The organism is Paenarthrobacter sp. YJN-D (assembly GCF_015040335.1).
GTDB classification, from domain to species: domain Bacteria; phylum Actinomycetota; class Actinomycetes; order Actinomycetales; family Micrococcaceae; genus Arthrobacter; species Arthrobacter nicotinovorans.
The window spans coordinates 1,159,148-1,181,678 of sequence record NZ_CP053549.1; the positions used below are offsets into that span (position 1 = coordinate 1,159,148).

The window sequence follows — 22,531 nt, forward strand, 5'->3', positions numbered from 1 at the left end:
CAGCCGGGTTCACAGCCCGGCTGCCACGCACACGTCCGTTCATTTACACATCACGAAAGATCCAGGTAGCCATCACATGAAGAAATCAGTCGCGGGCCTCGTGGGCGTGCTGGTTGCAGTCTCGGCACTGTCCGCTTGCTCTTCGCCGCAAAGCAGCGAAGCGGGCAATCCGCCGTCGTCGACCACAACCCAAGCCGCCACCACAGGCGAGGCAAAGCCGGCGAACCCGGGCACTGGCATCATCGAGGCAACCTCCATGACCTCCTGTGACACGGCGCCCGGGAAGGTGACGGCCAAAGGGACGGTGACTCCTCCGGCCCGTGCCAAAGGAGCAGTCAAGATCACCGTCAGCTGGGTGGATTCAAAGACTTCTGCCGTGCTTGCCCGTGGAGAGCAGACCTTCAAGGATGCCGCAGCAGACAAAGCTCTCGACTGGACCATCAACGCAGAAGTCTCCAAGCCAGGGGTGGACGTCAAGTGCGTCCTCGGGGCCACGGTGCTCTAGCGCGCGGCTCCAGCAGCCGGTCTCAAGCAGCCGGGACCGCTGTTCCTTTGGAGAAGCGGCCAACCAGGTATCCACTACCCGGTTGGCCGCTTTTTTTGCCACTGGATGGCATGCCAAAAGAGAAGCCCTGCCGTGAGCAGAACGCCGCCCAGGAGCGCGTAAGGAGCGTTCGACAACATCATGTACGTGAACTGGGCCGTTGAGGCAGATTGATACGGCGCCGGAGCGGGCCCGACCAATGCCGCGGCAGCGGTGGCAATGGCCCAGATCCCCACCCACAGCAAGCCTGCGTCAAGAACCCAGAGGGCGATGATGAAGGGGTTCACGGACAGGCGCCTGGGCGGCGGGCCTGCTGTCTCCGGAACATGCGGGCTGACTGCCTGTACGGCATTGCCATGCTCGTCGATTTCGCGGAAACCGATCCGCTCGTGAACGTGGTCTTTCATGGGTCCCCCAACCGCGGAATGTCCTTGTTCCTGCACTCTACTCCCCGTAGATCCGAGGTTGGGGTACCGGCTCCTGAAGGACCTAAATACCCGCCGTCTCCGCCGAAAGCGGCCCTATTCTCCACGCAAAACCCCGTCCGTAAAAGTCAATGACGGAGCGATCTTGCAGTTGTGGACCCAGAAACCGCCTTCCGAGCGAAATAGGTCACAAAAGTTTGACGGAAAGGCTTACCTAAGTAAGGCTTACCTTGCTAACAAGCGCCCCAACGCAAACGGAAGGAAGCTGACGTGACGTCACCCAGTGTCGAAGAGCGGATCGCTCAGGAACCGGATTTTGGTTCCAAGGTGGAGCTGGCCCTCGCTGCCACAAACCAGCTGTTCAACGCCCGCAATTCGCCCAGCTACGTGGCGCAGGTGCTTCAGGGAGTCAACGCCGTCTCCACCAAGGTCCAACGGACCGCCCGGCCCTTCACTGGTGTGGGGCATGCAGATCTCAAAGCGAAGGTCGGCGCGGTTGACCTTGAGCGTCCGTTGCCTGACACCGCTGCCGCCCTTGAGGAACTCGATGAGCTTTACCTCAAGGACGCTGTCTACTTCCACGACTCCCGCTACGCAGCGCACTTGAACTGCCCCGTGGTCATCCCCGCCTTGGTGGGTGAAGCAGTGCTCTCGGCCGTGAACTCTTCCATGGACACCTGGGACCAGAGCGCGGGCGCCACCATGATCGAGCGTCGCCTTATCGATTGGACCGCTGAGCGCATCGGCTTCAACGCGGAGGCTGATGGCGTCTTCACCTCAGGTGGCAGCCAGTCCAACTTCCAGGCCTTGCTGATCGCCCGCAACCACGCCGTCTCCAAGCTGCGGGCCGCGAACGGGGACGCCCGCCTGCCGCACCTCCTGGACCGGCTCCGGATCTTCACCTCCGCGGACAGCCACTTCAGCATCCAGAAGTCGGCTTCCATGCTGGGCCTCGGTTTTGACGCCGTCATCGCGATTCCTACTGCCGAAGACCACCGCATGGACCCCGCCGCGCTTGCGGCCGCTTTGGCGGAAGCTCACGACGCCGGTCTGGTACCCATGGCCGTCGTGGCCACCGCCGGGACCACGGACTTCGGCTCGGTTGACCCGCTCTCCGAGCTCGCCGCGCTGGTCCGCGCCTACGATTCCTGGCTGCATGTCGATGCGGCCTACGGCGGAGGCCTGATCGTTTCCGGGCGTTACCGGCACCTTTTGGACGGTATCCACCTGGCCGATTCCGTCACTGTGGACTTCCATAAGACCTTCTTCCAGCCGGTCAGCTCCAGTGCAGTCCTGGTCCGTAACGGTTCCATGCTTGGCCACGTCACCTACTACGCGGACTACCTCAACCCTGAGAGCGCCGCGAAGGCCGAGATCCCCAACCAGGTGGACAAGAGCATCCAGACCACACGCCGTTTCGATGCCCTGAAGCTATGGCTCACGCTGCGCATCATGGGTGCGGACGCCATTGGTGCGCTCTTCGACGAGGCCATTGACCTGACGGGCCGCGTGGGCATGCTGCTGGCTGACGACCCTGAATTCGAGCTCGCGGCAGCACCGCAGCTGAGCACCCTCGTGTTCCGGTACCGCCCCGAGGTTGAGGGTTCACGACTGGCCGAAGACGCGGCAGACATCCTCAACCCAGCCATCCGTGCAGCCATCTTCGCCTCGGGGGAGGCTGTTGTTGCCGGCACCAAGGTGGCTGGCCGCCACTACCTGAAATTCACCCTCCTCAACGCTGAAGCCAGCCTGGGGGACATCCACGAAATCATCGAACTGATCCGCAGGACCGGCGCCAGCCTCCTCGCAAACACCACGGAGGAAGCAGCATGAGCACCCCTGACAACGGCAGGATCTACGACGTCGCAGGCATCGGCGTCGGGCCCTTCAACCTGGGGCTGGCCGCGCTGAGTGAGCCGCTGGAAGACTTGGACTGCGTGTTCCTGGACCGCCGTGAGTCCTTCGACTGGCACCCGGGCATGATGCTTGAGCCGGCGCACTTGCAGGTTCCTTTCATGGCTGACCTCGTCACCCTTGCCGACCCGACGTCGCCTTTCTCTTTCCTGAACTTCCTGAAGCAGACGGGCCGTTTGTACCGCTTCTACATCCGGGAGAATTTCTACCCGTTGCGCGCCGAGTACAACCAGTACTGCCAGTGGGTCGCGGGCCAGCTTGAGTCCGTTCGTTTTAGCACGGATGTGCTGGATATCAGCTACGACGACGGCGTGTACCGCCTTTCGGTGCAGGGACCGGATGGCGCTGAGGTGCTTCGCGCCCGTCGACTGGTCCTTGGCACCGGAACGTCCCCGTACATTCCGGACTCCTGTGCAGGAATAGTGCACGCCGGGGGACTCGTCCTCCACAACGCCGACTACCTGTCGAGGAAGAGTGAGCTGCAGTCCAAGCGCAGCATCACCATCGTGGGCAGCGGCCAGAGCGCTGCGGAGCTCTACTACGAACTCCTTCAGGAAATCGACGTCTACGGCTACCAGCTGAACTGGGTCACCCGCTCCGGGCGCTTCTTCCCGCTGGAGTACACCAAGCTCACGCTCGAGATGACGTCGCCGGAGTACGTCGACTACTTCCATTCGCTGCCGGGCGAGCAGCGCGATTCACTGATCAAGAGCCAGAAGAACCTGTACAAGGGCATTAACTCGGACCTGATCGACGACATCTACGACCTCCTCTATACCAAGAGCCTCTCCGGCATGGTGGACACGCAGCTGCACACCCATTCGACACTGACCGCAGCGGCGTGGGACGCGGCGACGGGCACCCACACTCTCCAGCTGCACCACGAGGAACACAGCCGCGACTACAGCCTCGAGTCCGAAGCCGTGGTCCTGGCGACCGGCTACAGCTACAAGGAACCTACCTTCCTGGGCGGCATCCACGACCGCATCCGCCGCGACTCCAAGGGCCGCTTCGAGGTCGAGCGCAACTATGGAACCGGCGTCGAACCCGGCGAGATCTTCGTCCAGAACGCGGAGCTCCACACTCACGGTTTCGTGACTCCGGACCTTGGCATGGCCGCCTACCGCAACTCCTGCATCCTGCGCGAAATCACCGGACGCGAGGTCTACCCGATCGAGCGCAGCATCGCCTTCCAGCAGTTTGGAGCGCCCGCTCCCGTGCCGGCCGGCGTCCCGGAGAACGCCGGGGTGACGGCATGAGCTTCACCTTCCGCGCTGTGGACCCCGTAGCCGACGCACCTGTCCTTCACAGCTGGGTGAGCCAGGAGTATGCCCGCTTCTGGGGAATGGTTTCGGCCACTGAGCAGGACGTTGTGGAGGAATACTCAAAGATTGCCGCCTCGGGTCACCACCAAGCGTTCCTGGGACTCGACGACGGCGTCCCCGCCTTCCTGATGGAGCGGTACCGTCCGGAGTCTTCGCCGCTGGCGGACGTTTACGACGTCCAGCCCGGCGATGTTGGCATGCACCTGCTGGTGTCGCCGCCGGTCGGTGAGCCGCAACCGGGCTACACCACGGCCATTATGCAGTCCGTGATGACGGAACTGTTGGCGGACCCCGCAACCCGGCGGATCGTCGTCGAGCCTGACGCCCGCAACCACAAGATCCATGTCCTCAACGAAAAGGTGGGCTTCCGCCCGCGCGGCGTGGTGACCCTGCCCGCCGTCGACCCTGCCGAAGACCACAAAAAGGCTCTGTTGAGCTTCTGCGCCCGCGAGGATTTCCTCGCCACCCTGACCCCGATTCTGGCCGCGTCTGCCGCGGCGACCAGAGGAGAATCCCTGTGACCACCACTGCCGACAAAGCGACGACCACCGCCGTTGATTCCGTGTCGCACTTGACCCCTGAACGCTGGGCGGCAGCAAACCGCCATCTGGTTCGCAAGGCAATCGCGGAGTTCTCGCACGAACGCATCCTGGTGCCGGAGCTTATTCGCGATGAAGGCGCCGGCATTGGGCTTTACCGCGTAATGAGCGACGATGACGCCACCGAATACCGTTTCCGTGCACGGCTGCTGCAGCTTGAGCACTGGTCTGTTTTCGCCGATTCCATAGTGCGCCTGCGCGACGGCGGGGAATTGCCCATTGACGCCTTGGACTTCATCGCCGAGTTTCACGAGGCACTGGCCATCCGGATGGAAATGCTGCCGGTGTACCTCGAGGAGATCAGCAGCACGCTGGCCAGCCACGCGTATAAGCAGGGCAAGCCGTTCAGCTCGGCCGAACTGGCAGCGGGCATCACGGGCGGGACCGACCCGGCCGCTGACTTCCAGGCCATTGAACACAGCATGACCGAAGGCCACCCCTGTTTCGTGGCCAACAACGGCCGGCTTGGTTTCGGGATCGCGGACTACCATGCGTTCGCGCCGGAAACCGGGGCAACCGTAAAGCTTCAATGGATCGCAGTGCACCGCAGCAAGGCAGTTTTCACCTCGAGCGCGGGGCTGGACTACCGGACACACTTCGAAGCTGAACTCGGGCCGGCCACCTTGGCGTGGTTCAACGCAGAGCTATCCGCGTCCGGCCTGGATCCCGAGGACTATCTCCTCATGCCGGTCCATCCGTGGCAGTGGGACAACAAGCTCACCGTGACGTTCGCGGCAGAAATCGCCCAGCGACACATCGTGAACCTGGGTACGGGGGAGGACAACTACCAGGCGCAACAGTCCATCCGTACCTTCTTCAACACCACCTCACCGGAGAAGGCGTACGTGAAGACGGCCATGTCCGTGCTGAACATGGGCTTCATGCGTGGCCTTTCTCCGCAGTACATGAAGGCAACGCCAGCCATCAACGACTGGCTTCAGGAATTGATCGGCAATGACCAGGAGCTCCAGAGCCGGGGCCTGGCCATGATCCGTGAAACCGCTGCCATCGGCTACCACAACCACTACTACGAGGCGGCTTCCGCCAAGGGTTCGCCCTACCGCAAGATGCTCTCGGCCCTGTGGAGGGAGAGTCCGCTGCCGTTGCTTAAGGACGGGCAACAGCTGGCCACCATGGCGTCCTTGCTGCACGTGGATTCGTCCGGGAACTCCGTGGTTTCGGCCCTGATTTCCCGGTCCGGCCTGGCGCCCACCGAATGGCTTGGCCGCTACTTCGAGGCCTACCTGGTGCCGCTGGTCCACTGCCTCTACGAGTACGAGCTCGCCTTCATGCCACACGGGGAGAACGTGATCCTGATCCTCGAAAACGGCGTGCCGGTCCGGGCGATCATGAAGGACATCGCCGAGGAAATCGTTGTCATGGGGGACCGGCTGGAGCTGCCGGAAGAAGTCTCGCGCATCAAGGCCGAGATCCCTGCCGAGGAAATGGTCCTGGCCATCTTCACGGACGTCTTTGACTGCATCTTCCGTTTCCTGTCCGCGGTTCTCGTGGAGGACGGGACACTGGCCGAGGACGAATTCTGGGAGACCGCGGCTTCCGTGCTTCGCGAATACCAACAGCGCCACCCGGAGCTTGCAGACCAGTTCGCCATGCACGACCTGTTCGCGGCGGATTTCGAGCTGTCCTGCCTCAACCGTCTCCAGCTCCGGAACAACCAGCAGATGCTCGACATCTCGGACCCCTCCGGAGGGCTGCAAATGGCCGGCCGCTTGACCAACCCCTTGGCCAAGTTCGCGTAGTCAGGTCCGGCCGAGGTGACAGTTAATGCCAATCGTGGTCGGGCAAAGTCAGTTGGTGGGAGCAACGCTGGGGGTTAGGCCGCTTGTAGCAGCTGGTTTAGCCGGTTGGCTGGGGTCTCGAGGTTCAGTGTTGGTCTGGGGCGGCGGTTGAGTTTCGCTGCGACCAGGCGGATGTCCTCGGGGGTGTGCACTGAAAGGTCAGTGCCTTTCTCGAACCAGAACCGCAGGAGCCGGTTGGTGTTTTCGTTGGTGCCGCGCTGCCAGGGCGAGTGCGGGTCGCAGAAGTACATCGTCGTATCGAGAGCGGTCTGGATTTTTGCGTAGTCGGCCAGTTCGGTGCCGCGGTCCCAGGTGATCGACCGGCGCAGGTGATCCGGGAGGGAGGCCATCTCCCGGATCATCGCGGCGGCAACGGTTTCCGCGGTGTGGTCCCCTGGCAGGTGCAGCAGGATCGTGAACCGGGTTGAGCGTTCCACCAAGGTTCCGATCGCTGTCCCGTTGGCGCCGATGATGAGGTCACCTTCCCAATGCCCGGGCACTGCCCGGTCCTGGACCTCGGCGGGACGTTGGCTGATCTTGAAGGCCTCTTTATAGGGGCTGTTGGCGCGCCGGTCAGTGCCGTGGGGGATGCGTTGTTTGCGTTTCAGGCTGAGCTTTTCGGCCAGGTCCGCCCGCAGGTTCCCGCGGGTTTGGACGTAAAGGGCCTGGTAGATCGTCTCGTGGCTCACCTGCATAGTCTGATCGTCACCGAAGTAATACGCCAACATCGAGGAGATCAGCTTCGGACTCCACCCGTCATCCATCCAGACGCCGATCAGCCGGCACAAACCCTCGTCCTTGGCCAGCCTGAAGGGTTTGGGACGGCGCCTGTCCTGATGCGCTTTGGCGTGAGCGACCGAGGCGTAGTACTTCCCGTCCGCGCTCGTGTGGCGTTTGACCTCCCGCCAAACTACGGACTTATCCCGCCCGATCAATGCGCCGATCTTCGCGTAACTGAGGCCCATCCGCACACCCATCTGGATCATGCCTCGCTCTTCCAGACCCAACGCACGGCCAGGGCCCCCGACTGAAGGAGCAGGATCGGCAAGACCTCCGGTAGCACCCCGGTTCACGGTCATCATTAGGCCAGACTGAACCCACCAATTGTGCCCGGTAGCGTGCACCGCCCCGACACGCCGGGCAGCAGTACGAACAGGCATCCCCGCACACACCAAATCAAGAAACTCAGTACGCGCAGCCTTGGGGAACAACTTGACCATAAAACGCTCCATCAATCAGAGCGTTGCAACGACCCTATGACTTTGCCGCGCAGACATTGGTATTAAGTGTCACCTCGGCGGACAACAACCTCTGTTTCGTACGCCTGCGAGGACTTCATTGATCCTCGGAACCAACACACCGCATGCACCGCCGGATCACCGGGCACCACCATGGGCCTGAGGTTGTCCACGATGGACCCTTCGGTGATTGCCTTCCACCGCCAGCTGGCCCCGGAATCAGCCGTGGTGCCCCGGTAGATCTCGTAATGCGGTGTTGCCGAGCCTGTCCGCGGATCCACGGGTGTGGAGATGTACACGCTGTCCAGGTTGTTGGGATCCACGGCGCCCAGCCCTGTGTAGTCCTGCTCGTGCGGCAGCAAGCCGGGACCGGCGACGGCGAGTGGATGCAGCTTCCAGCCCGCGCCATCAAAGCGCGCGTACAGCAGGCGGTGATCGTCGACGTCGAGCATTTGCTCCCGCCGCAGCGGACCGTTCACGTCGTTGGCCCGGCAAGTGACGATCGCGGCGAGTTCCGTGCCCTGCCTGCGAAGGTCGGTAGTCCAGCCGTGGGTGAGGGTATCGCCGTCGAGCGTTGACCCGGCCTCGAAAACGGTGGTGAGGGAGGTCTGGTTGATGCCGGCCGCTCCGATCACGGGTTTGCTGACCACGTTGCCTTCGGCGTCGTGGAGCGCATCGCTTTGGATGTAGCCGTGGTAAATGCTGTTGTTGAAGTCGCGCGGGTGGTGGTCCGTGGTGATGAGGTCGATACGGTCAATGCCATTGGAGACGTACCGCGTGTACCCGTTGACGTAGCCAATCTTGGGGCGCGTGAAGAGTTTACCGCCGTAGTTCCAGGTGCTGCCGTCGTCGTCGGAGACCATCAGGGTGGGGTCGTCGTTGATGGCGCGGACAAAGTTGTAGACCCGATTCTCCGCCGTTAGAGCGTGAAGGTTGGAGTACGTCGCGCCGCGGCCATTGGCCAGCTCTGTCCAATCGAACTGCTGCTCAGGCTCCCACTCGGAAGCATCGTGCGGGCGAACGGAAATCCGCCACCGTGAGTAATTGTCCGTTTTGTGCTTGGCGTACATGGCCACATATCGCCCGTCCGGCCGGATCAGGAGTGCCGGGGCGTTGTGGTCATCCGACTCCAGGCGTTCATGGAGAACGTTGATTTTTCGCTCGCCCGTTGCCAGGTCCAGGACCGTGATCTCGATGTTCCCTCCGCGGTCCAGCCCTCCCGGTCCCTCCGGGGAAGCGACTGACCCGAGCAGCAGGGTGTTGTTGGTGGGATCGATCAGTGCCCGCTCATCCTGGAACCAGCACCAAGCCCCATTGTTGTTGAGGACTAGTGGCTCTTGCGGGGATGGGGCGTGGTTGTCCATGGGAATCCTCTGCGGCGTTGCATCGTTTCAAAATCCATCCTACGCACCGAGATGACAGATAGTGGCAATCCCACTCGCGGGCATTGTCATCAAGTGCCCTCTCGGCGAGGGCTGAAGCGGAGACTAGTCTGGGCGCATGACCAATCGAGCCAATGAACTCACCGCACTTGTTACTGGAGCAACTGCCGGGCTCGGTGCCGAGTTCGCCCGTCAGCTCGCCGAGTCGGGACACCACCTGGTTTTGGTGGCAAGGGACGAGCAGCGGTTGAAGGAAAAAGCCGCGGAGCTTGAACGCGACTTCAGCATCCTGGCAGAGGTGCTGCCCGCGGACCTGACCACCGACGTCGGCGTTGCGGCTGTGGCGGACCGCCTCCGGGACGCTGCGAGGCCGGTGGATGTGCTGATCAACAACGCCGGAGTGGGGCTCTTGAAGTCGTTCGAGGACAACGAATTGGCCGAGGAACGCCGCCATTTGAGGCTGCACGTCCAAACGCCCATGGAACTGTGCCATGCTGCGCTGGAAGTGATGCTGGCCCGCGGCAAGGGCCGGATCATCAATGTGGCCAGTGTTGCCGCCTTCGCCAACCGGGGCACCTACTCCGCAGCCAAGGCATGGCAGGTGACGTTCAGCCGTTGGGCTAACACGACCTATGCCAAGTCCGGAGTGCTGGTCACTGCCGTCTGCCCGGGCTTCACCCACACCGAATTCCACGACCGCATGGGCATGGACAAATCGGTGGCCCCCCGCTTCCTGTGGCTCACCGCCGAGCGTGTGGTGCGGGAAGGCTTGGCGGACAACGCCAAGGGGAAGGGCGTTTCCATCCCCACCAAACGGTACAAAGTGGTCAGCTTCTTCGCTCGCGTTCTTCCGGCAAAGCTGACCGCCGGACCACCGCGCCGGCCGCTGGAGCCCTAACTCCCGTTCGCCAACGCGTCGACAAGCCGCGCGAGTGGATCCGGAGCTTGGCCCGCTGGCAGGGCTGCCACCAACAGGGGCGCGTAGCGGATCTTGTTCCCGCTGCGTCCACCAAAGAAACGGCGTAGTTGCGACGGAACCGGTTGTCCTCGTTGCGAAGGCTGGCGTTGGAGCAGCCGGAACGACGCCAGCTCACCCTGGGCGTCGATGACACCGAGCACGGCATCAATGCCGAGGCAGCGTATGAGTTCGTCCTCAAGATCAGCACGGCAAATCTGGAATCCGAGTTCGTCCAAGGGGCCCGCGCCGAGTGGGGCCCGGCCCAGCGCGCGGGCAACGCCACGGGACTCGCCCTCGTCGCACAGCCCAAGGAGCCGGTGGTTTGCGCCGGCCGGGCCGTAAATATCGAGGTAACGGACAATGCTGGTGGCGCCTCCCATGGGGACCACCGATACATGCGCCGCGTCCAGGTCATATCCGCGACGGCGCGCGAGCATCTCGACCGCGAGCCGGTCGCTTTCGCCTTCGACCAGGACAGTCGGCGCCTGCATTGAACCAGTATGCCGCAGGCAGCTGAAGACGGGGCCCGTGGATGTCAGGCCGGGAGTGCCTTGGTGCGCGGCTTCCGCACGAACACCGCCACCGAGATTCCGACCACTGCACCTATGAACGTCTCAATGGCGCGTTCCATCACCAGCACACCCGGGTCCATCGGAGCCGCAAGCTGCGCGATCAGCAGGACTACCGGCGTGAAGAACACCATCGCCCAGCCGTAATGCCGGGCCATGAACAGCTCCGTGGGGAACTGGCAGAGCATCACCACGACGGCCAGGACCAGGGCGGAATGGCCGGGGAAGTACTGCAGTGGCGAAAACGGACCAGGGAAGAGGACGACGGCGACCACCGCCAACCCGAGGAACGTCCCCACAATGCGGTGGATGCCCCGGTGGACGCGGCTTGGGAGGTCGGCACCGGCCAGCGGCACTGCGGCTGCAGCCATGGCCCAGTGCGGGTGGCCGCTGCCGCTCAGAACACCGATGGCGCCGGCCGCGCTCACCGCCAAGGAGTAGCGCGCGGCATGGACCAGGGCTGCATGGCGAAGCGGGCCCCGGAGGGCAGGGGCTTCCCGCGCAGCACCGGCCACCCAGGTGCGGCGCCGGAACCAGCCGGCGAAACCGACCACCAAGGAGAAGGCAGCCGAGGCAGCTCCGATGAGTATCGCCGTCGTGAAGGGCACGCTGGTGGGGACGGAAGCGCAGGCGCCCAACGCGAGGATGCCGAAGAACGGTCCGATCGGTTTGAGGCGGACGCGGTCCGAGTACAGGGACCCGGCACCGGCAAACAGGGTAGCCACCAGCACCAGCCACCAAGAATGGATGTGGTTCACGGACAGGAAAACACCGATCGTAAGTCCGCCCACCAGGATCAACGCGGCCTGTGCCTGGTGCTTGAGCCGGAGTTGGTGGGGCTCGTTGCGGCCGTACATCCCCGTGAGCGCACCGAAAACTGCGTACAGCATGAGGTCGGGGCGGCCGACGAGGATCAGGAAGAGCCCAGGCAGCGCAACGCTCAGGGCGACCCTTACGGCGGAAAGACGATCGTTGTTCGCCGGGCCAAGACGGTGGAGTTCGCGGGCGTGCATCAGAAGCGCGGGCACAGGGAACACCACCAATCATTCAGGGTTTGCTTTCGAAATTATCAGGGCTGTCCGTACGCCGCCATAAGCCCGGTCACAACCCGTAGTGAACCGGGGCATGCCGAACCGGGAACGTCTGGGAAGATCGAGGTATGCCTGTCGCCTTCGTTTGCCGCACCCGCTCCAGCATGTCGCCGCAGGAGCTGTTCGACCTGTCACGGAACATCGACGCCCACGTGGGGTCGATGACCAAGAGTCGTGAGAAAGCCATCGCCGGGGTGACGTCCGGGTTGATCTCGGAAGGCGAGACCGTCACCTGGCAGGCCTGGCACCTGGGAGTCCGGTTCCGCATGACCAGCCGCATCGTGCGGATGGAGGCTCCGGCGTCGTTCTCTGACGAACAGGTGAAGGGCCCCTTCAAGTACCTCCGCCACACGCATGAGTTCCGGCCCGAGGGCAGCGGGACACTGGTGGTGGACACCATCGAATTCGCGGCGCCGTTCGGACCGCTGGGCCGGCTGGCGGAAAAGCTGGTCCTCGCCCGGTACATGCAGAACCTCATTGAAGAACGTAATAAATTCCTGGTGGCTCCTCCCGCGCTGGACGCACGGCAATGATCCGGCTGGCCCACTCGGACGACCTGCAGATGATGCAGGACATCGAGCGCGCCGCGGGGGAGACTTTCCGGCAGCTCGGCATGGACCAGATCGCGGACGACGAGCCTTTTCCCGTGGAAACGTTGGGCGCCTACGCGGCAGCCGGACGTGCTTGGGTGTACGTCGACGGACTCGACTATCCGGTGGCGTACTTGCTGGCCGACGTCGTCGATGGAAACGGCCACGTGGAGCAGGTCAGCGTCCACCCCGACTACGCACATCAGGGCATCGGCCACGAACTGCTGCACGCCGCGCGGATCTGGACGCGCGGCCACGGCATGCAACGGCAAACATTGAGCACGTTCCGGGATGTGCCCTGGAACGCTCCGTACTATCGTCGGCTTGGTTTTGAAGTGCTCGACGCCGGCAGCTGGGGTCCGGAGCTCACTCACCTCATGGAACACGAGGCACAGTTGGGACTGACCCGTTGGCCGCGGGTGGCGATGTGGCGTCCTGCAGTTCCTCCGGTGTAATTATTCAGCTACGAGTTCAACCTCGTAGCTGTCGGTGTTGAGCAGGTAGGCGGCGTAGTGGTCCGGACCACCGGCATGCGGATACTTGGACTCGAACATCTCGTACCAGCCCGCGTCCGCGCCGAGCGACCGGATCCTGTCCACGTTCTCCCGCGTGCCTGCGTGAAAGGCCACGTGGTTGACCCCGGGATCGGTCCGGCGGTGGGCCGTACCCGTGATGGCATCGGTCTGTTCCACCACCACGTACGTCCCGCCGAGCTTCCAACTGCACCCGGTGGGCCACTGCTGGAACGGCTCGTAGCCGAGCTGGCCCAGGAGCCAACCCCACTCTTCCCTGGCGCGTTCAAGGAACGGCACCCAGATTTCCAGATGGTGGATCGAGCCGACAGGCCCCCGGGATTGTGCAGTTTCCTCGCGCATGCGCCGAGTCTACGAGGTCCGCGCCCGTTCCACATCCGCCGCGCTCGCCGCGTCGCCGGAGGCACGGAGCCCGGCAATCACGCCGTCAACATCCGCTGGAGTACGGTTCTGGCTGAGTTTGGTCTTCGCCTCCACCCGGGTAATCACGAGTTCGACGCCGACAATCGCCCTCAGTTGTCCGGCAATGAACCGCTCGGGTGCTTCATCCACCGTCCACGGCCGGGGCATGCCGGCCTCGTGCTGCCCGGAGAGGCGACGGACATGCCGGCCCAGCCATTCGGCGTCGTCATGAACAACAAGCTCACCGTAGACGTGCGCTGTGGAGTAGTTCCAGGTTGGCACCACACGGCCGTGCTCGGCCTTCGACGCGTACCACGAGGGCGAAATGTACGCGTCCGCGCCTTGGACGATCATCAGGGCTTCACCGGTAACGGGGGAGGACCATTGGGTGTTGTTCCGGGCCATGTGGGCCTGCAGCGCCCCGAGCTCACCGACCACCGGTTCGTACACGAAGGGCAGGAGGGTGGCGAGCAGCCCGTGCGGCGTCATGGTGACAAGGTTGGCGGCCCCGCTGTGGTTGAGCAGATGGGCCATGGCCTCATCGGATGCCGCGAAATGCGCTGGGGTGTACATGTTTTCTTCCTTTCAGTGCGTTCAGGATTTCGACGGCGGGTTGAGCCTTACGCGGACAGCGGCTCCTGCGCAGAGGACCACCGCCAGTCCGCCCACAACGGTGGTCCACGTCATCGGCTCGCCCAGCAACAGCCCGGCCCACGCGATGCTCATGACGGGTTGGACCAGTTGGATCTGGCTGACCTGGGCCATGGGGCCGATCGCGAGTCCGTGGTACCAGGCGAAGAAGCCCAGGAACATGCTCACGACCCCCAGGTAGGCGAAACACAACCACTGGACGGGTGACGCGGCGGGCATTCCGGAACCCAGCGAGACCAGTGTCAGCACGATCATGACGGGGGAGGCCACCACCAATGCCCAGGAGATGGTCTGCCAGGCGCCCAATTCACGGGCCAGCAGTCCGCCCTCTGCGTAGCCGATGGCTGCAGCCAGGACAGCACCGAGCAGCAGGAGATCAGCCCAGTGCAGGGAGCCGAATCCGCCGGACTGGACCAGGGCGAAAACCAGGGCGGCTACGACACCTACTGCCGTGAGGATCCAGAACAATGGACGGGGGCGTTCCCGGCCGCGGATCACCGCTATCGTGGCGGTGGCGGCGGGCAGTAGCGCGATCACGACAGCGCCGTGGCTTGCGGAGGTGCTGGTGAGGGCGAAGGTCGTCAGCAAGGGGAAACCTGCCACGATCCCGCCCGCTACTACGGCCAAGCGGAACCATTGACGGACGCGGGGGAAGCGTTGACGGGTCAAGCCCAGTGCCAGCGCGGCAAGGAGGGCCGCAACCACTGCCCTTCCGGCTCCGATGAAGAGGGGAGACATGCCCTCTACAGCCACGCGGGTCAGTGGGACCGTGAAGGAAAATGCCAAGACGCCGAGCAGCCCCCACCAGATGCCGGTCGAGGTCTTGGTGGATATCACTGGCCGCGAAAGTGTAGTAGCGCTACTATTGTGACTCATGAACAACGATAGCAGTTCCCGGATCGTCTCGCGAGTAAAAGAGTGGATCGCCGGAGCCGCTCCGGGAGCAAAACTGCCATCTACCAGGCAGCTCGTCGCGGAGTACCAGGCGAGCCCCGTAACGGTGCAAAAAGCGCTGCGAACCCTCACTGCGCAAGGCCTGATCGAGAGCCGGCCGGGCGTGGGGACGTTCGTTCGCGCCTACCGCACGGCCAGGCCCTCCGACTACGGCTGGCAGACAGCCGCCCTGCGATCGGCCCAAACCGCCAGGCCATTGAACTCCGCCGCCATGCGCAGCGCCTCCAACGACGTCATCGCTTTCCATTCCGGCTATCCCGCTCGGGAACTCCTCCCGGAGCGGCAGGTCCGCGCCGCGCTGACCCGCGCAGCCCGGGGCGATGCCGCGTTGTCGCGGCCCCCGGCGCAGGGTTTTCCGGAACTCCAATCCTGGTTCGCGCAGGAGCTCAGTACCTCAACGCCGGTGGGCGTCACGCCTCCCCAGCCGAGCGACGTCGTCATTCTTCCCGGGAGCCAAAGCGGACTGAGCTCGATTTTCCGCGGCCTGGTGGGCCATGGGCAGCCGCTGCTGGTGGAGTCGCCAAGCTACTGGGGAGCGCTGCTTGCCGCCGGGCAGGCGGGCGTGAACGTCATTCCTGTCCCCAGTGGCCCGGAGGGGCCGGACCCGGACGAACTGGACAGGGCTTTCGAGGAATCCGGGGCGAGGCTCTTCTATGCGCAGCCCAACTTCGCCAATCCCACGGGCGCCCAGTGGTCCGCGGAACGCGGCGAGGAAGTGCTGCGGATCGTTCAGCGCCACGGGGCTTTCCTTGTGGAGGACGACTGGGCCCACGATTTTGGCATCACGGCGCCGTCGGTGCCCGTCGCGGCAAAGGACGACTCCGGGCACGTCGTCTACATCCGCTCCCTGACCAAAAGCGTCTCGCCATCCATCCGGGTGGCTGCGATCATCGCCCGCGGCCCCGCCCGTGAACGGATCATGGGCGTCCAGGCCGCCGAGTCGATGTACGTCAGCGGGCTGCTGCAGGCGGCAGCGCTCGACGTCGTCACCCAGCCCGCGTGGCAAACGCACCTTCGCGGACTCAGTCATCAGCTGCAGTCGCGACGCGACCTCCTGGTCACCAGCCTCCGCGAGCACGTACCGCAGGCGCACCTGAGCCACCTTCCCAAGGGCGGTTTGAACCTGTGGCTGCGGATGCCGGACGGGTTCGACGTCGAGCAGCTCACCAAGGATTGCGAAGCGGCCGGCGTCCTGATTGCGGCCGGGACCGAGTGGTTCCCGGCAGAACCGGAAGGCCCCTACATCCGGCTCAACTACGCCGGTCCGAATCCCGGTCGATTCCCTGAGGGGGCACGGATTATCGGCGAGGCAGTGGCTGCACAATCGGGGCTTTAACAGCCGCAGCCACCAACCTCAAGGAGAGCGCCTTGGGGCTGGTGGCTGCGGTGGGCGGCAGCTGCCGCGAACTATCCGTGACGCTTGGAGTGAGCGTCGCTATGCAGAAGTTGCAGGCAAAGTGGGCCTACGCGGGGGTCAGATCCGACTTGCCTTTACCAAACGCTGCATCATCGGTCGGCTGGCCGTCGAACGGCATCTGATCCAGGTTGATGAGCGGGTTGGTGTCCTGGGTTTCCACCAGTTCGCGGGCTTCTGCTTGGGTGTCCACGCTGGGCATGGAGCCCGGCAGCGGGCGTCGGGCGGATTCCGGCAGGAAGAAGATGGCAATGGCGCCGATGATCGAGGTACCCATCAGGTAGTAGGCGGGCATCATGTCGTTGCCGGTGCCTTCAATGAGTCCCTGAACAATGAACGGGGTGGTGCCACCGAAGATCGCAACGGAGAAGTTGTACGCAATGCCCATTCCGCCGTAGCGGCTGGAGGTGGGGAACAGGGCCGGCAGTGCCGAGGCCAGGTTTGCCACGTAGAACGTCACCGGGAAAGCGATCAGTGCGAGGCCGGCAAGCGTGGACCAGATCTCGCCGATGCCAATGAGCATGAAGGCCGGAATGGAGAACACCACGGTGCTGCCCGCGCCGACCCACAGGACCGGTCGCCGGCCAATACGGTCCGAGAGGCGGCCGGTGAGCGGAATGCAGATGGCCATGACCACCAGGACCGGGATGGTCAGCAGGGTGCCGTGGACGGGGTCGTAGCCCTTGGAGTCCGTCAGGTACGTCGGCATGTAGGACGTCAGCGCGTAGCCGACGATGTTTGCTGCAGCAGCCAGGATCATGGCCAGGAGGATCTGGCGCCAGTAAGCCTTGACGATGCCGATGGGGCCCTTGGCAGCAGCGGCATCCTGCGCTGTTGCGTCCTTGGCCGATGCCTCCTGGGCATCAAGGGTGGCCTGGAACTGGGGGGACTCCTCGATCTTGCTGCGGAAGTACACCGCGATGAGGCCCAGAGGGCCGGCAATCAGGAACGGAATCCTCCAGCCCCATTCCTCCATGGCTGCCTGTCCCAGCGTGAGCTGCAGGACCGAAACCAGGGCGGCGCCCAAGGCGAAGCCGATGTAGCTGCCCATATCAAGGAAGCTGGCGAAGAATCCGCGGCGCTTATCCGGAGCGTACTCACTGACGAAGGTTGTGGCACCGGCGTACTCGCCACCGGTGGAGAAGCCCTGGATCAGCTTCAGGATGACCAGCAACGCGGCGGCCCAGATGCCGATCTGCGCGTAGCCGGGAAGGAGGCCGACGGCGAACGTACTAGCCGCCATGAGCATCAGTGTTGCTGCGAGGACCTTCTGACGGCCCACCTTGTCGCCAAGCCAACCAAACACGATGCCGCCGAGGGGGCGGGCGATGAAGGTTGCGGCGAAGGTGCCCAGAAGGAAGAGTGTTTGGACCGACGGGTCTGCTTCGGGCAGGAAGACAGGGCCCATGGTGGTGATGAGGTAGCCGAAGACGCCGACGTCGTACCATTCCATGGTGTTGCCGACGATGGTGCCGCCGAGTGCTTTGCGCAGCATCGGCTTATCTACCACGTTGACGTCGGACTCTTTGAGTCGGCGCTTCGGGCGAAGTTTGGTCTTCTTGACGGCGTTCTTTACTGCGTTTGCTGCGTTCGTGGCGGCCGGGGTGTGGCCTGCCGATACCTGGTTCCCGGTGGCGTTCCTTGCGCCATCCGGAGAGACGGTGTTGCTTTGGTCTGTGGGCATTTGGGCTTCTCCTAGGGAGGTCATTTGCTTGCGACTTCTGCTGCCCCGCTCTGGGCAGGGTTTCAATTTTACGCGGTTCAGCCCCAAAACCCGAGTTGAGATCCCATTTTTGGCCCCTGAGAGGGTGCAAATTGCCTAGGTGTGTTGCATCTCATTACCGGCTTTTGCCCTGTAAGGACGCGGAAGTCGGGTGGTTTTTGCCCCGCGAGGCGCGTTGTTACCAAATTGTTTAGCTATGCCCACTTAACAGGGCCATTTCCGGCCCTAAAAGTGACGAATCATCCCTGGCCGAGTGCAGCCCCCACCACCAGTGTGGCATCGAGATCCTCATCCGTCACCACGTCGGCCACCAACCCCGAGGCGCTCAGAAGGGCGGCCGTATCGACGGACTGCTGCCGCGACGTCTCGATCAGGAGCCACCCGCCCGGCGCCAACCACCCAGGCGCCCCAAGCGCCACCCGACGCTGCACATCCAAACCGTCAGCGCCGCCGTCGAGCGCCACAGCGGGCTCGTGCAGCCGCGCTTCCGGAGGCATCAGGCTGATCGACTCCGTGGGGACATAGGGAGCATTGACCAGGAGCACGTCAACCCGGCCCAGCAGCCGGCGGGGGAGCGGATCGAAGAGATCGCCCAGATAAGCAGTGCCGCCACGAGGCTCCAGGTTGCGCCTGGCGCACGCCACCGCGGCAGGATCGATATCCGCGGCGTGCAGTTCGCAGCCGCCCAGGATGTCGTTGAGGGCGGCACCTATCGCTCCGGACCCGCAGCAGAGATCCACGACGACGGCACGGCGCCCAACGATTGACCGACAGGCTTTGAGAGCCGCTTGCCGCACCAGGAACCCGGTGCGACGCCGGGGCACGAACACCCCCGGATCAACAGCTATCCGGGTCCCGCAGAAATCCACCCATCCGAGAATGTGCTCCAGTGGCAGTCCGGCGACGCGCAGGTCCACCATCCGGTTGAGCTCCTCCGGATGGGTGGCGGCATCGATCAGGAGACGGGCCTCGTCCTCGGCAAAAACACAACCGGCATCGCGAAGGGCAGCGACGATCGACGTAGTCCGGATCACGAGAGTCATGCTAGCCGAGGGGTTCACAAATATGGAGGATCGCGGTTAGGGTATGACGCATGGGAACACTGATTTTTGAGTAGACAGGCCCGTGCTCTGCTGTGAGCACGCCCTGCCTGACAGAAGACAAAAATCCACGCCTGTTGAGGCTTGCCTCCATGCCGTTCCCGTTGTCGACGCCTTTTCTCGAACCGAACGCCACGGGATACGTGTCTCTTCAGGACTCACTTACTTCCAGGAGTCCATATGACTGCCAACCCGACAGATAACAACAAAACCCCCGCTGCCGGCGGTATCAAATCCAAGCTGACCGACGCCCAGAGGGCGATGCTGGCCAGTAAGTCCGGCGGTGGCGCACCAGCCGGCTGGCAAAGCACCGGTAAGGGGCACAAACCCACGGCCGCGAGCGGTAAGCAGGCCAAGACCGAGAAAAAGGTCCGCTGGTAAGTCCAGCGGACAGGCGCACTGGAAAGGAAGAACCATGACTGCGAATCACAATACTGAGAGCATCGATCCTGAGGTTGCAAGCCACTTGGTGGAGTCCATGGACATGGCTCCCATGCCCGAGCCAACAACCATTGCCGTGGCCTTGGGCGCGGACCAAAGCAAGCAGTGGCCTGACGGAAACGGCAAACGCCGCCACCCGAAGGAACGCGACCAGGCCCACGGACGCATGGGCCAGGGAGCAGCCGTGACGGCGATCCACCGGACCAGCCGCCCGCAGATGCCACACTCCTCCTAGCCGCACCAAGCAGCACAGCCAGCCCAACCGGAGGACAACAAACGTCGTATTGACCCGTCAGTACAGCGTTATCGATCCCCCTGGTTGGGCTGGCTGACGTCTGAGGGGGACTTGTCCGGACGCCAGCCCCGCCACACCGGATGACGAAGCCTGCCAGGGCCTGTCCAGTTGCCGAAAGTCACCTCGGCCACCAGCACCGGCTTCACCCAGTGCGCTCCGGCTGCGTCCTCCCTCGGAATGTCTTTGAACGGGGAGTCGTCCACCATCAAGGGCTCCAACTGCTCCATGATGTCCCGCAGCTGCCAGTCCTTGAACCCCGTGCCCACCCTTCCCACGTAGTGCAAGGTGTCGCCGTCGGGAATGCCCAGCAGCAACGCCCCGAAAGTTCCGCTTCGGGCGCCCGCGCCGGGCCGCCAGCCGCCCACCACTATTTCCTGGCTCTGCTCCAGCTTGAGCTTGATCCATGAAGCACTGCGGCGGCCGACCACATAGCGGCTGTCGGCTTTCTTGGCCATCACGCCCTCCAGGCCCAGATCCGCGGCGCTGGTCATGAGGTCGTCGACGTCGTGATCCAACACGGCGGAAACGTGAACCGGGCAGCCGCCGGGCATGCGTCCGGCGAACGCGTCCAGCCTTTCGCGACGCTCGACGAAAGGCAGCCCGCTCAAGTCCGCGCCGGCGTCGTACAGCAAATCAAAGAGCATGAGCTGTACCGGCACCGAGACCCGGGCACGCTCGATGTCGGCCGTCTTCACCAGGTTCATACGGAGCTGCAGCCGGCCGAAATCCGGCCTGGCCCCCTTGCCGAGTGCCACGATTTCGCCGTCCGCCACGAAGTCACCTTCGGGCCAGCACGCGCGGTCCGTCAGTTCAGGGTAGGCCGCAGTGAGGTCGTTCCCGTTGCGGCTCATCAGGCGGATCCGGCCCTCGGATCCGGTGATGATGGCCCGGATACCGTCCCACTTGAGCTCATACAGCCAGTTGTCGCCGCGAAGATCAGCGGTGGTCCCGGACGTGGCAAGCATCGGAGCGTAGTCGCGCAAGGGCTGTGGCTCCTGCTTGGGCTCGGGCGCTGACTCCGGTTCCGGCGGGGCCTGGCGCTTCGCTGCGGGCGCGGTTGCGGCGGTCCGCCTGGCGCCCGGCTGTTCCTTCATCAGGTGGATCAGCCAGCGGTCGCCCGTATTGATCAGGGCCAGGCGTTTGGTGCCGCCCAGCCCACCACCCGGCTCGCCCGTGAGCGTCGCGATGACTTCCTTGCCATCGCGCCACTTCTCGCACGTGAACTCGCCGCGGTCCCAAATGGTCATGGTTCCCGCCCCGTACTCGCCCTTCGGAATGACCCCGGCGAACGTTGCGTACTCCATGGGGTGGTCCTCGGTGTGCACGGCCAGGTTGTTCCGCTCGGACGTTTCCGGGACACCGCGGGGCAGCGCCCAGGAAGCCAGGACGCCGTTGTGCTCCAGGCGCAGGTCAAGATGGTAGCGGCGGGCGTGGTGCTCCTGGATCACGAAGATTCCGCCGGCCGGCGCAGGATCGCCCGGCTTGGGCTGCGCGGAGGAAGCGGGGCCCTGCGACACCGCAGAAGCAGCCGACGACGACGGAAACGGCTCCGGGGTTTTGCCCGGATCGCGCATCCCGACGTATTTGGCGAGACGATTCCCGACCGTCACCACGCTCTCGCGGCCACCGCCCGACACAGCGGACGCGCCGGCGTCGTCATTGTCGTCCTCGCCATGGGGCGGCAGGTGCCGGTCCGAGATGGGCGCGAAGTGGTCCTTGCCCGAACTGACTCGTTCCATCACTTCCGTGTAGTCCAACTGGTCAAGGGAAGGAGAGGCCAGCTCCTGCCACGTCCGGGGAGCCGCCACCGTTGGTTGGGCCCTGCCACGCAAGGAGTACGGCACGATCGTTGTCTTGTTCCCGCTGTTCTGGCTCCAGTCCACCAGGACCTTGCCCTTGCGCAGGGACTTCTTCATATCGCTGACCACGAGGCCAGGGTGATCGGCTTCCAGGGCGCGCGCGAGCTCATGGGCGAACGCGGACACTTGCTCGGATTTCAACGTGCCGTCGAGCCCTGCATAGAGATGGATGCCTTTGCTTCCGCTGGTGACGGGGACAGGTTCCATGCCCATGTCCTGCAGGATGGAACGGGCCAGGGTGGCCACTTCCACGCACTCGGGCAGTCCGGCGCCGGGACCGGGGTCCAGATCCAGGACGAAGCGGTCCGGCCTGAGGGGCTTGCCCGCAGCATCCACCTGCCATTGCGGAACGTGGATTTCCAGGGACGCGATCTGGGCCATCCACGTGAGCGTGGCCAGGTTGTTCACCATCGGATAGACGTTGGTGTGGTCCGAATGCTGGATGGCGGCCCGGGGGATCCAGCGTGGCGCTGAGTCCTCCAGGTTCTTCTGGAAGAACACCTCACCGGGATGTTCGGCCGTGCCCACGCCGTTGACCCAGCGTTTGCGCGTGACGGGCCGGTTGGCCGCGGCGGGGATGAGGAAGGGGGCCACGGTGGCGTAGTACTCAAGGACCTCAGCCTTGGTGGTCCCGGTTTCCGGGTAAATGATTTTGCCCAGGTTGGTGAGGGTGAGTTCGTGGCCTTCCACGGTCACCCGCTCCTGCTGCTTGCCTGCCACCTCTT

22 protein-coding genes are annotated in these 22,531 nt (G+C 63.9%); 11 read left to right on the forward strand and 11 right to left on the reverse strand.

The window, feature by feature from the left end; all coding sequences use genetic code 11:
• The first annotated feature begins 76 nt into the window (after window positions 1-76).
• The gene (locus tag HMI60_RS05455) at window positions 77-505 is read left to right on the forward strand and encodes a hypothetical protein (protein ID WP_055977230.1); all 429 of its coding nucleotides are present in this window, start codon (window positions 77-79) and stop codon (window positions 503-505) included.
• Between the two features lie 74 nt (window positions 506-579).
• Here the strand turns inward: HMI60_RS05455 and HMI60_RS05460 are convergent, their stop codons facing one another.
• Window positions 580-951 (reverse strand): hypothetical protein, encoded by a 372-nt coding sequence (locus tag HMI60_RS05460; RefSeq protein ID WP_018778978.1) that lies wholly within the window; start codon window positions 949-951, stop codon window positions 580-582.
• A 288-nt stretch (window positions 952-1,239) separates the two neighbouring features.
• On the opposite strand from HMI60_RS05460, the gene HMI60_RS05465 reads away from it, so the two are divergent.
• From HMI60_RS05465 to HMI60_RS05480, 4 genes are read left to right on the forward strand one after another with little or no spacing between them, the layout of a single operon-like run.
• Complete coding sequence (locus HMI60_RS05465; RefSeq protein ID WP_018778977.1) at window positions 1,240-2,802, forward strand: aspartate aminotransferase family protein; 1,563 nt, start codon at window positions 1,240-1,242, stop codon at window positions 2,800-2,802.
• Window positions 2,799-4,142, forward strand: a complete 1,344-nt coding sequence (locus HMI60_RS05470) for a lysine N(6)-hydroxylase/L-ornithine N(5)-oxygenase family protein (protein ID WP_193590701.1) — start codon at window positions 2,799-2,801, stop codon at window positions 4,140-4,142. Before HMI60_RS05465 ends, HMI60_RS05470 begins: the two co-directional genes overlap by 4 nt.
• Entirely contained in the window at window positions 4,139-4,729 is a 591-nt protein-coding gene (locus tag HMI60_RS05475) for a GNAT family N-acetyltransferase (protein WP_193590702.1), read from the forward strand. Before HMI60_RS05470 ends, HMI60_RS05475 begins: the two co-directional genes overlap by 4 nt.
• Entirely contained in the window at window positions 4,726-6,567 is a 1,842-nt protein-coding gene (locus tag HMI60_RS05480; RefSeq protein ID WP_110505941.1) for an IucA/IucC family siderophore biosynthesis protein, read from the forward strand. Before HMI60_RS05475 ends, HMI60_RS05480 begins: the two co-directional genes overlap by 4 nt.
• A 74-nt stretch (window positions 6,568-6,641) precedes the next feature.
• Here HMI60_RS05480 and HMI60_RS05485 read toward each other — a convergent pair whose 3' ends face one another.
• Window positions 6,642-7,826: an IS30 family transposase gene (locus HMI60_RS05485; protein ID WP_039243563.1), complete on the reverse strand. Its 1,185-nt coding sequence runs from the start codon at window positions 7,824-7,826 to the stop codon at window positions 6,642-6,644.
• Window positions 7,827-7,888: 62 nt separating this feature from the next.
• Entirely contained in the window at window positions 7,889-9,208 is a 1,320-nt protein-coding gene (locus HMI60_RS05490; protein WP_193590703.1) for a BNR-4 repeat-containing protein, read from the reverse strand.
• 136 nt (window positions 9,209-9,344) lie between these two features.
• Here HMI60_RS05490 and HMI60_RS05495 point away from each other — a divergent pair, with 136 nt between their 5' ends.
• Window positions 9,345-10,124 (forward strand): SDR family oxidoreductase, encoded by a 780-nt coding sequence (locus HMI60_RS05495; RefSeq protein WP_110505943.1) that lies wholly within the window; start codon window positions 9,345-9,347, stop codon window positions 10,122-10,124.
• On the opposite strand, the gene HMI60_RS05500 is transcribed toward HMI60_RS05495, so the two are convergent.
• Together HMI60_RS05500 and HMI60_RS05505 are read right to left on the reverse strand one after the other, a co-directional pair.
• Window positions 10,121-10,675 (reverse strand): TOPRIM nucleotidyl transferase/hydrolase domain-containing protein, encoded by a 555-nt coding sequence (locus tag HMI60_RS05500; RefSeq protein ID WP_193590704.1) that lies wholly within the window; start codon window positions 10,673-10,675, stop codon window positions 10,121-10,123. The two genes, HMI60_RS05495 and HMI60_RS05500, sit on opposite strands and share 4 nt — an antisense overlap.
• Before the next feature lie 44 nt (window positions 10,676-10,719).
• Window positions 10,720-11,790: an FUSC family protein gene (locus HMI60_RS05505; protein WP_227453709.1), complete on the reverse strand. Its 1,071-nt coding sequence runs from the start codon at window positions 11,788-11,790 to the stop codon at window positions 10,720-10,722.
• A gap of 122 nt (window positions 11,791-11,912) precedes the next feature.
• On the opposite strand from HMI60_RS05505, the gene HMI60_RS05510 reads away from it, so the two are divergent.
• Complete coding sequence (locus HMI60_RS05510) at window positions 11,913-12,377, forward strand: SRPBCC family protein (protein WP_193590705.1); 465 nt, start codon at window positions 11,913-11,915, stop codon at window positions 12,375-12,377.
• On the forward strand, window positions 12,374-12,889 hold the full coding sequence (locus HMI60_RS05515) for a GNAT family N-acetyltransferase (protein ID WP_039239309.1): 516 nt from the start codon (window positions 12,374-12,376) through the stop codon (window positions 12,887-12,889). The genes HMI60_RS05510 and HMI60_RS05515 overlap by 4 nt, the downstream gene beginning before the upstream one ends.
• Here HMI60_RS05515 and HMI60_RS05520 read toward each other — a convergent pair whose 3' ends face one another.
• From HMI60_RS05520 to HMI60_RS05530, 3 genes are read right to left on the reverse strand one after another with little or no spacing between them, the layout of a single operon-like run.
• Window positions 12,890-13,309 (reverse strand): VOC family protein, encoded by a 420-nt coding sequence (locus HMI60_RS05520; RefSeq protein WP_018778956.1) that lies wholly within the window; start codon window positions 13,307-13,309, stop codon window positions 12,890-12,892.
• Window positions 13,310-13,318: 9 nt separating this feature from the next.
• Entirely contained in the window at window positions 13,319-13,942 is a 624-nt protein-coding gene (locus tag HMI60_RS05525; protein WP_079582377.1) for an FMN-binding negative transcriptional regulator, read from the reverse strand.
• A gap of 21 nt (window positions 13,943-13,963) precedes the next feature.
• Window positions 13,964-14,896: a DMT family transporter gene (locus tag HMI60_RS05530; RefSeq protein WP_079582376.1), complete on the reverse strand. Its 933-nt coding sequence runs from the start codon at window positions 14,894-14,896 to the stop codon at window positions 13,964-13,966.
• Here HMI60_RS05530 and HMI60_RS05535 point away from each other — a divergent pair.
• Window positions 14,895-16,310, forward strand: a complete 1,416-nt coding sequence (locus HMI60_RS05535) for a PLP-dependent aminotransferase family protein (RefSeq protein ID WP_193590706.1) — start codon at window positions 14,895-14,897, stop codon at window positions 16,308-16,310. The two genes, HMI60_RS05530 and HMI60_RS05535, sit on opposite strands and share 2 nt — an antisense overlap.
• A 127-nt stretch (window positions 16,311-16,437) precedes the next feature.
• Here HMI60_RS05535 and HMI60_RS05540 read toward each other — a convergent pair whose 3' ends face one another.
• Together HMI60_RS05540 and HMI60_RS05545 are read right to left on the reverse strand one after the other, a co-directional pair.
• Window positions 16,438-18,072: an MFS transporter gene (locus HMI60_RS05540; RefSeq protein WP_193590707.1), complete on the reverse strand. Its 1,635-nt coding sequence runs from the start codon at window positions 18,070-18,072 to the stop codon at window positions 16,438-16,440.
• Window positions 18,073-18,350: 278 nt separating this feature from the next.
• On the reverse strand, window positions 18,351-19,154 hold the full coding sequence (locus HMI60_RS05545; protein ID WP_193590708.1) for a putative protein N(5)-glutamine methyltransferase: 804 nt from the start codon (window positions 19,152-19,154) through the stop codon (window positions 18,351-18,353).
• A gap of 237 nt (window positions 19,155-19,391) precedes the next feature.
• On the opposite strand from HMI60_RS05545, the gene HMI60_RS05550 reads away from it, so the two are divergent.
• Both HMI60_RS05550 and HMI60_RS05555 read left to right on the forward strand, forming a co-directional pair.
• Window positions 19,392-19,592, forward strand: a complete 201-nt coding sequence (locus HMI60_RS05550; protein ID WP_039239315.1) for a hypothetical protein — start codon at window positions 19,392-19,394, stop codon at window positions 19,590-19,592.
• 34 nt (window positions 19,593-19,626) lie between these two features.
• The gene (locus HMI60_RS05555) at window positions 19,627-19,887 is read left to right on the forward strand and encodes a hypothetical protein (protein ID WP_039239316.1); all 261 of its coding nucleotides are present in this window, start codon (window positions 19,627-19,629) and stop codon (window positions 19,885-19,887) included.
• A gap of 68 nt (window positions 19,888-19,955) precedes the next feature.
• Here the strand turns inward: HMI60_RS05555 and HMI60_RS05560 are convergent, their stop codons facing one another.
• The gene (locus HMI60_RS05560) at window positions 19,956-22,526 is read right to left on the reverse strand and encodes an ATP-dependent DNA ligase (RefSeq protein WP_193590709.1); all 2,571 of its coding nucleotides are present in this window, start codon (window positions 22,524-22,526) and stop codon (window positions 19,956-19,958) included.
• Window positions 22,527-22,531: the final 5 nt, after the last annotated feature.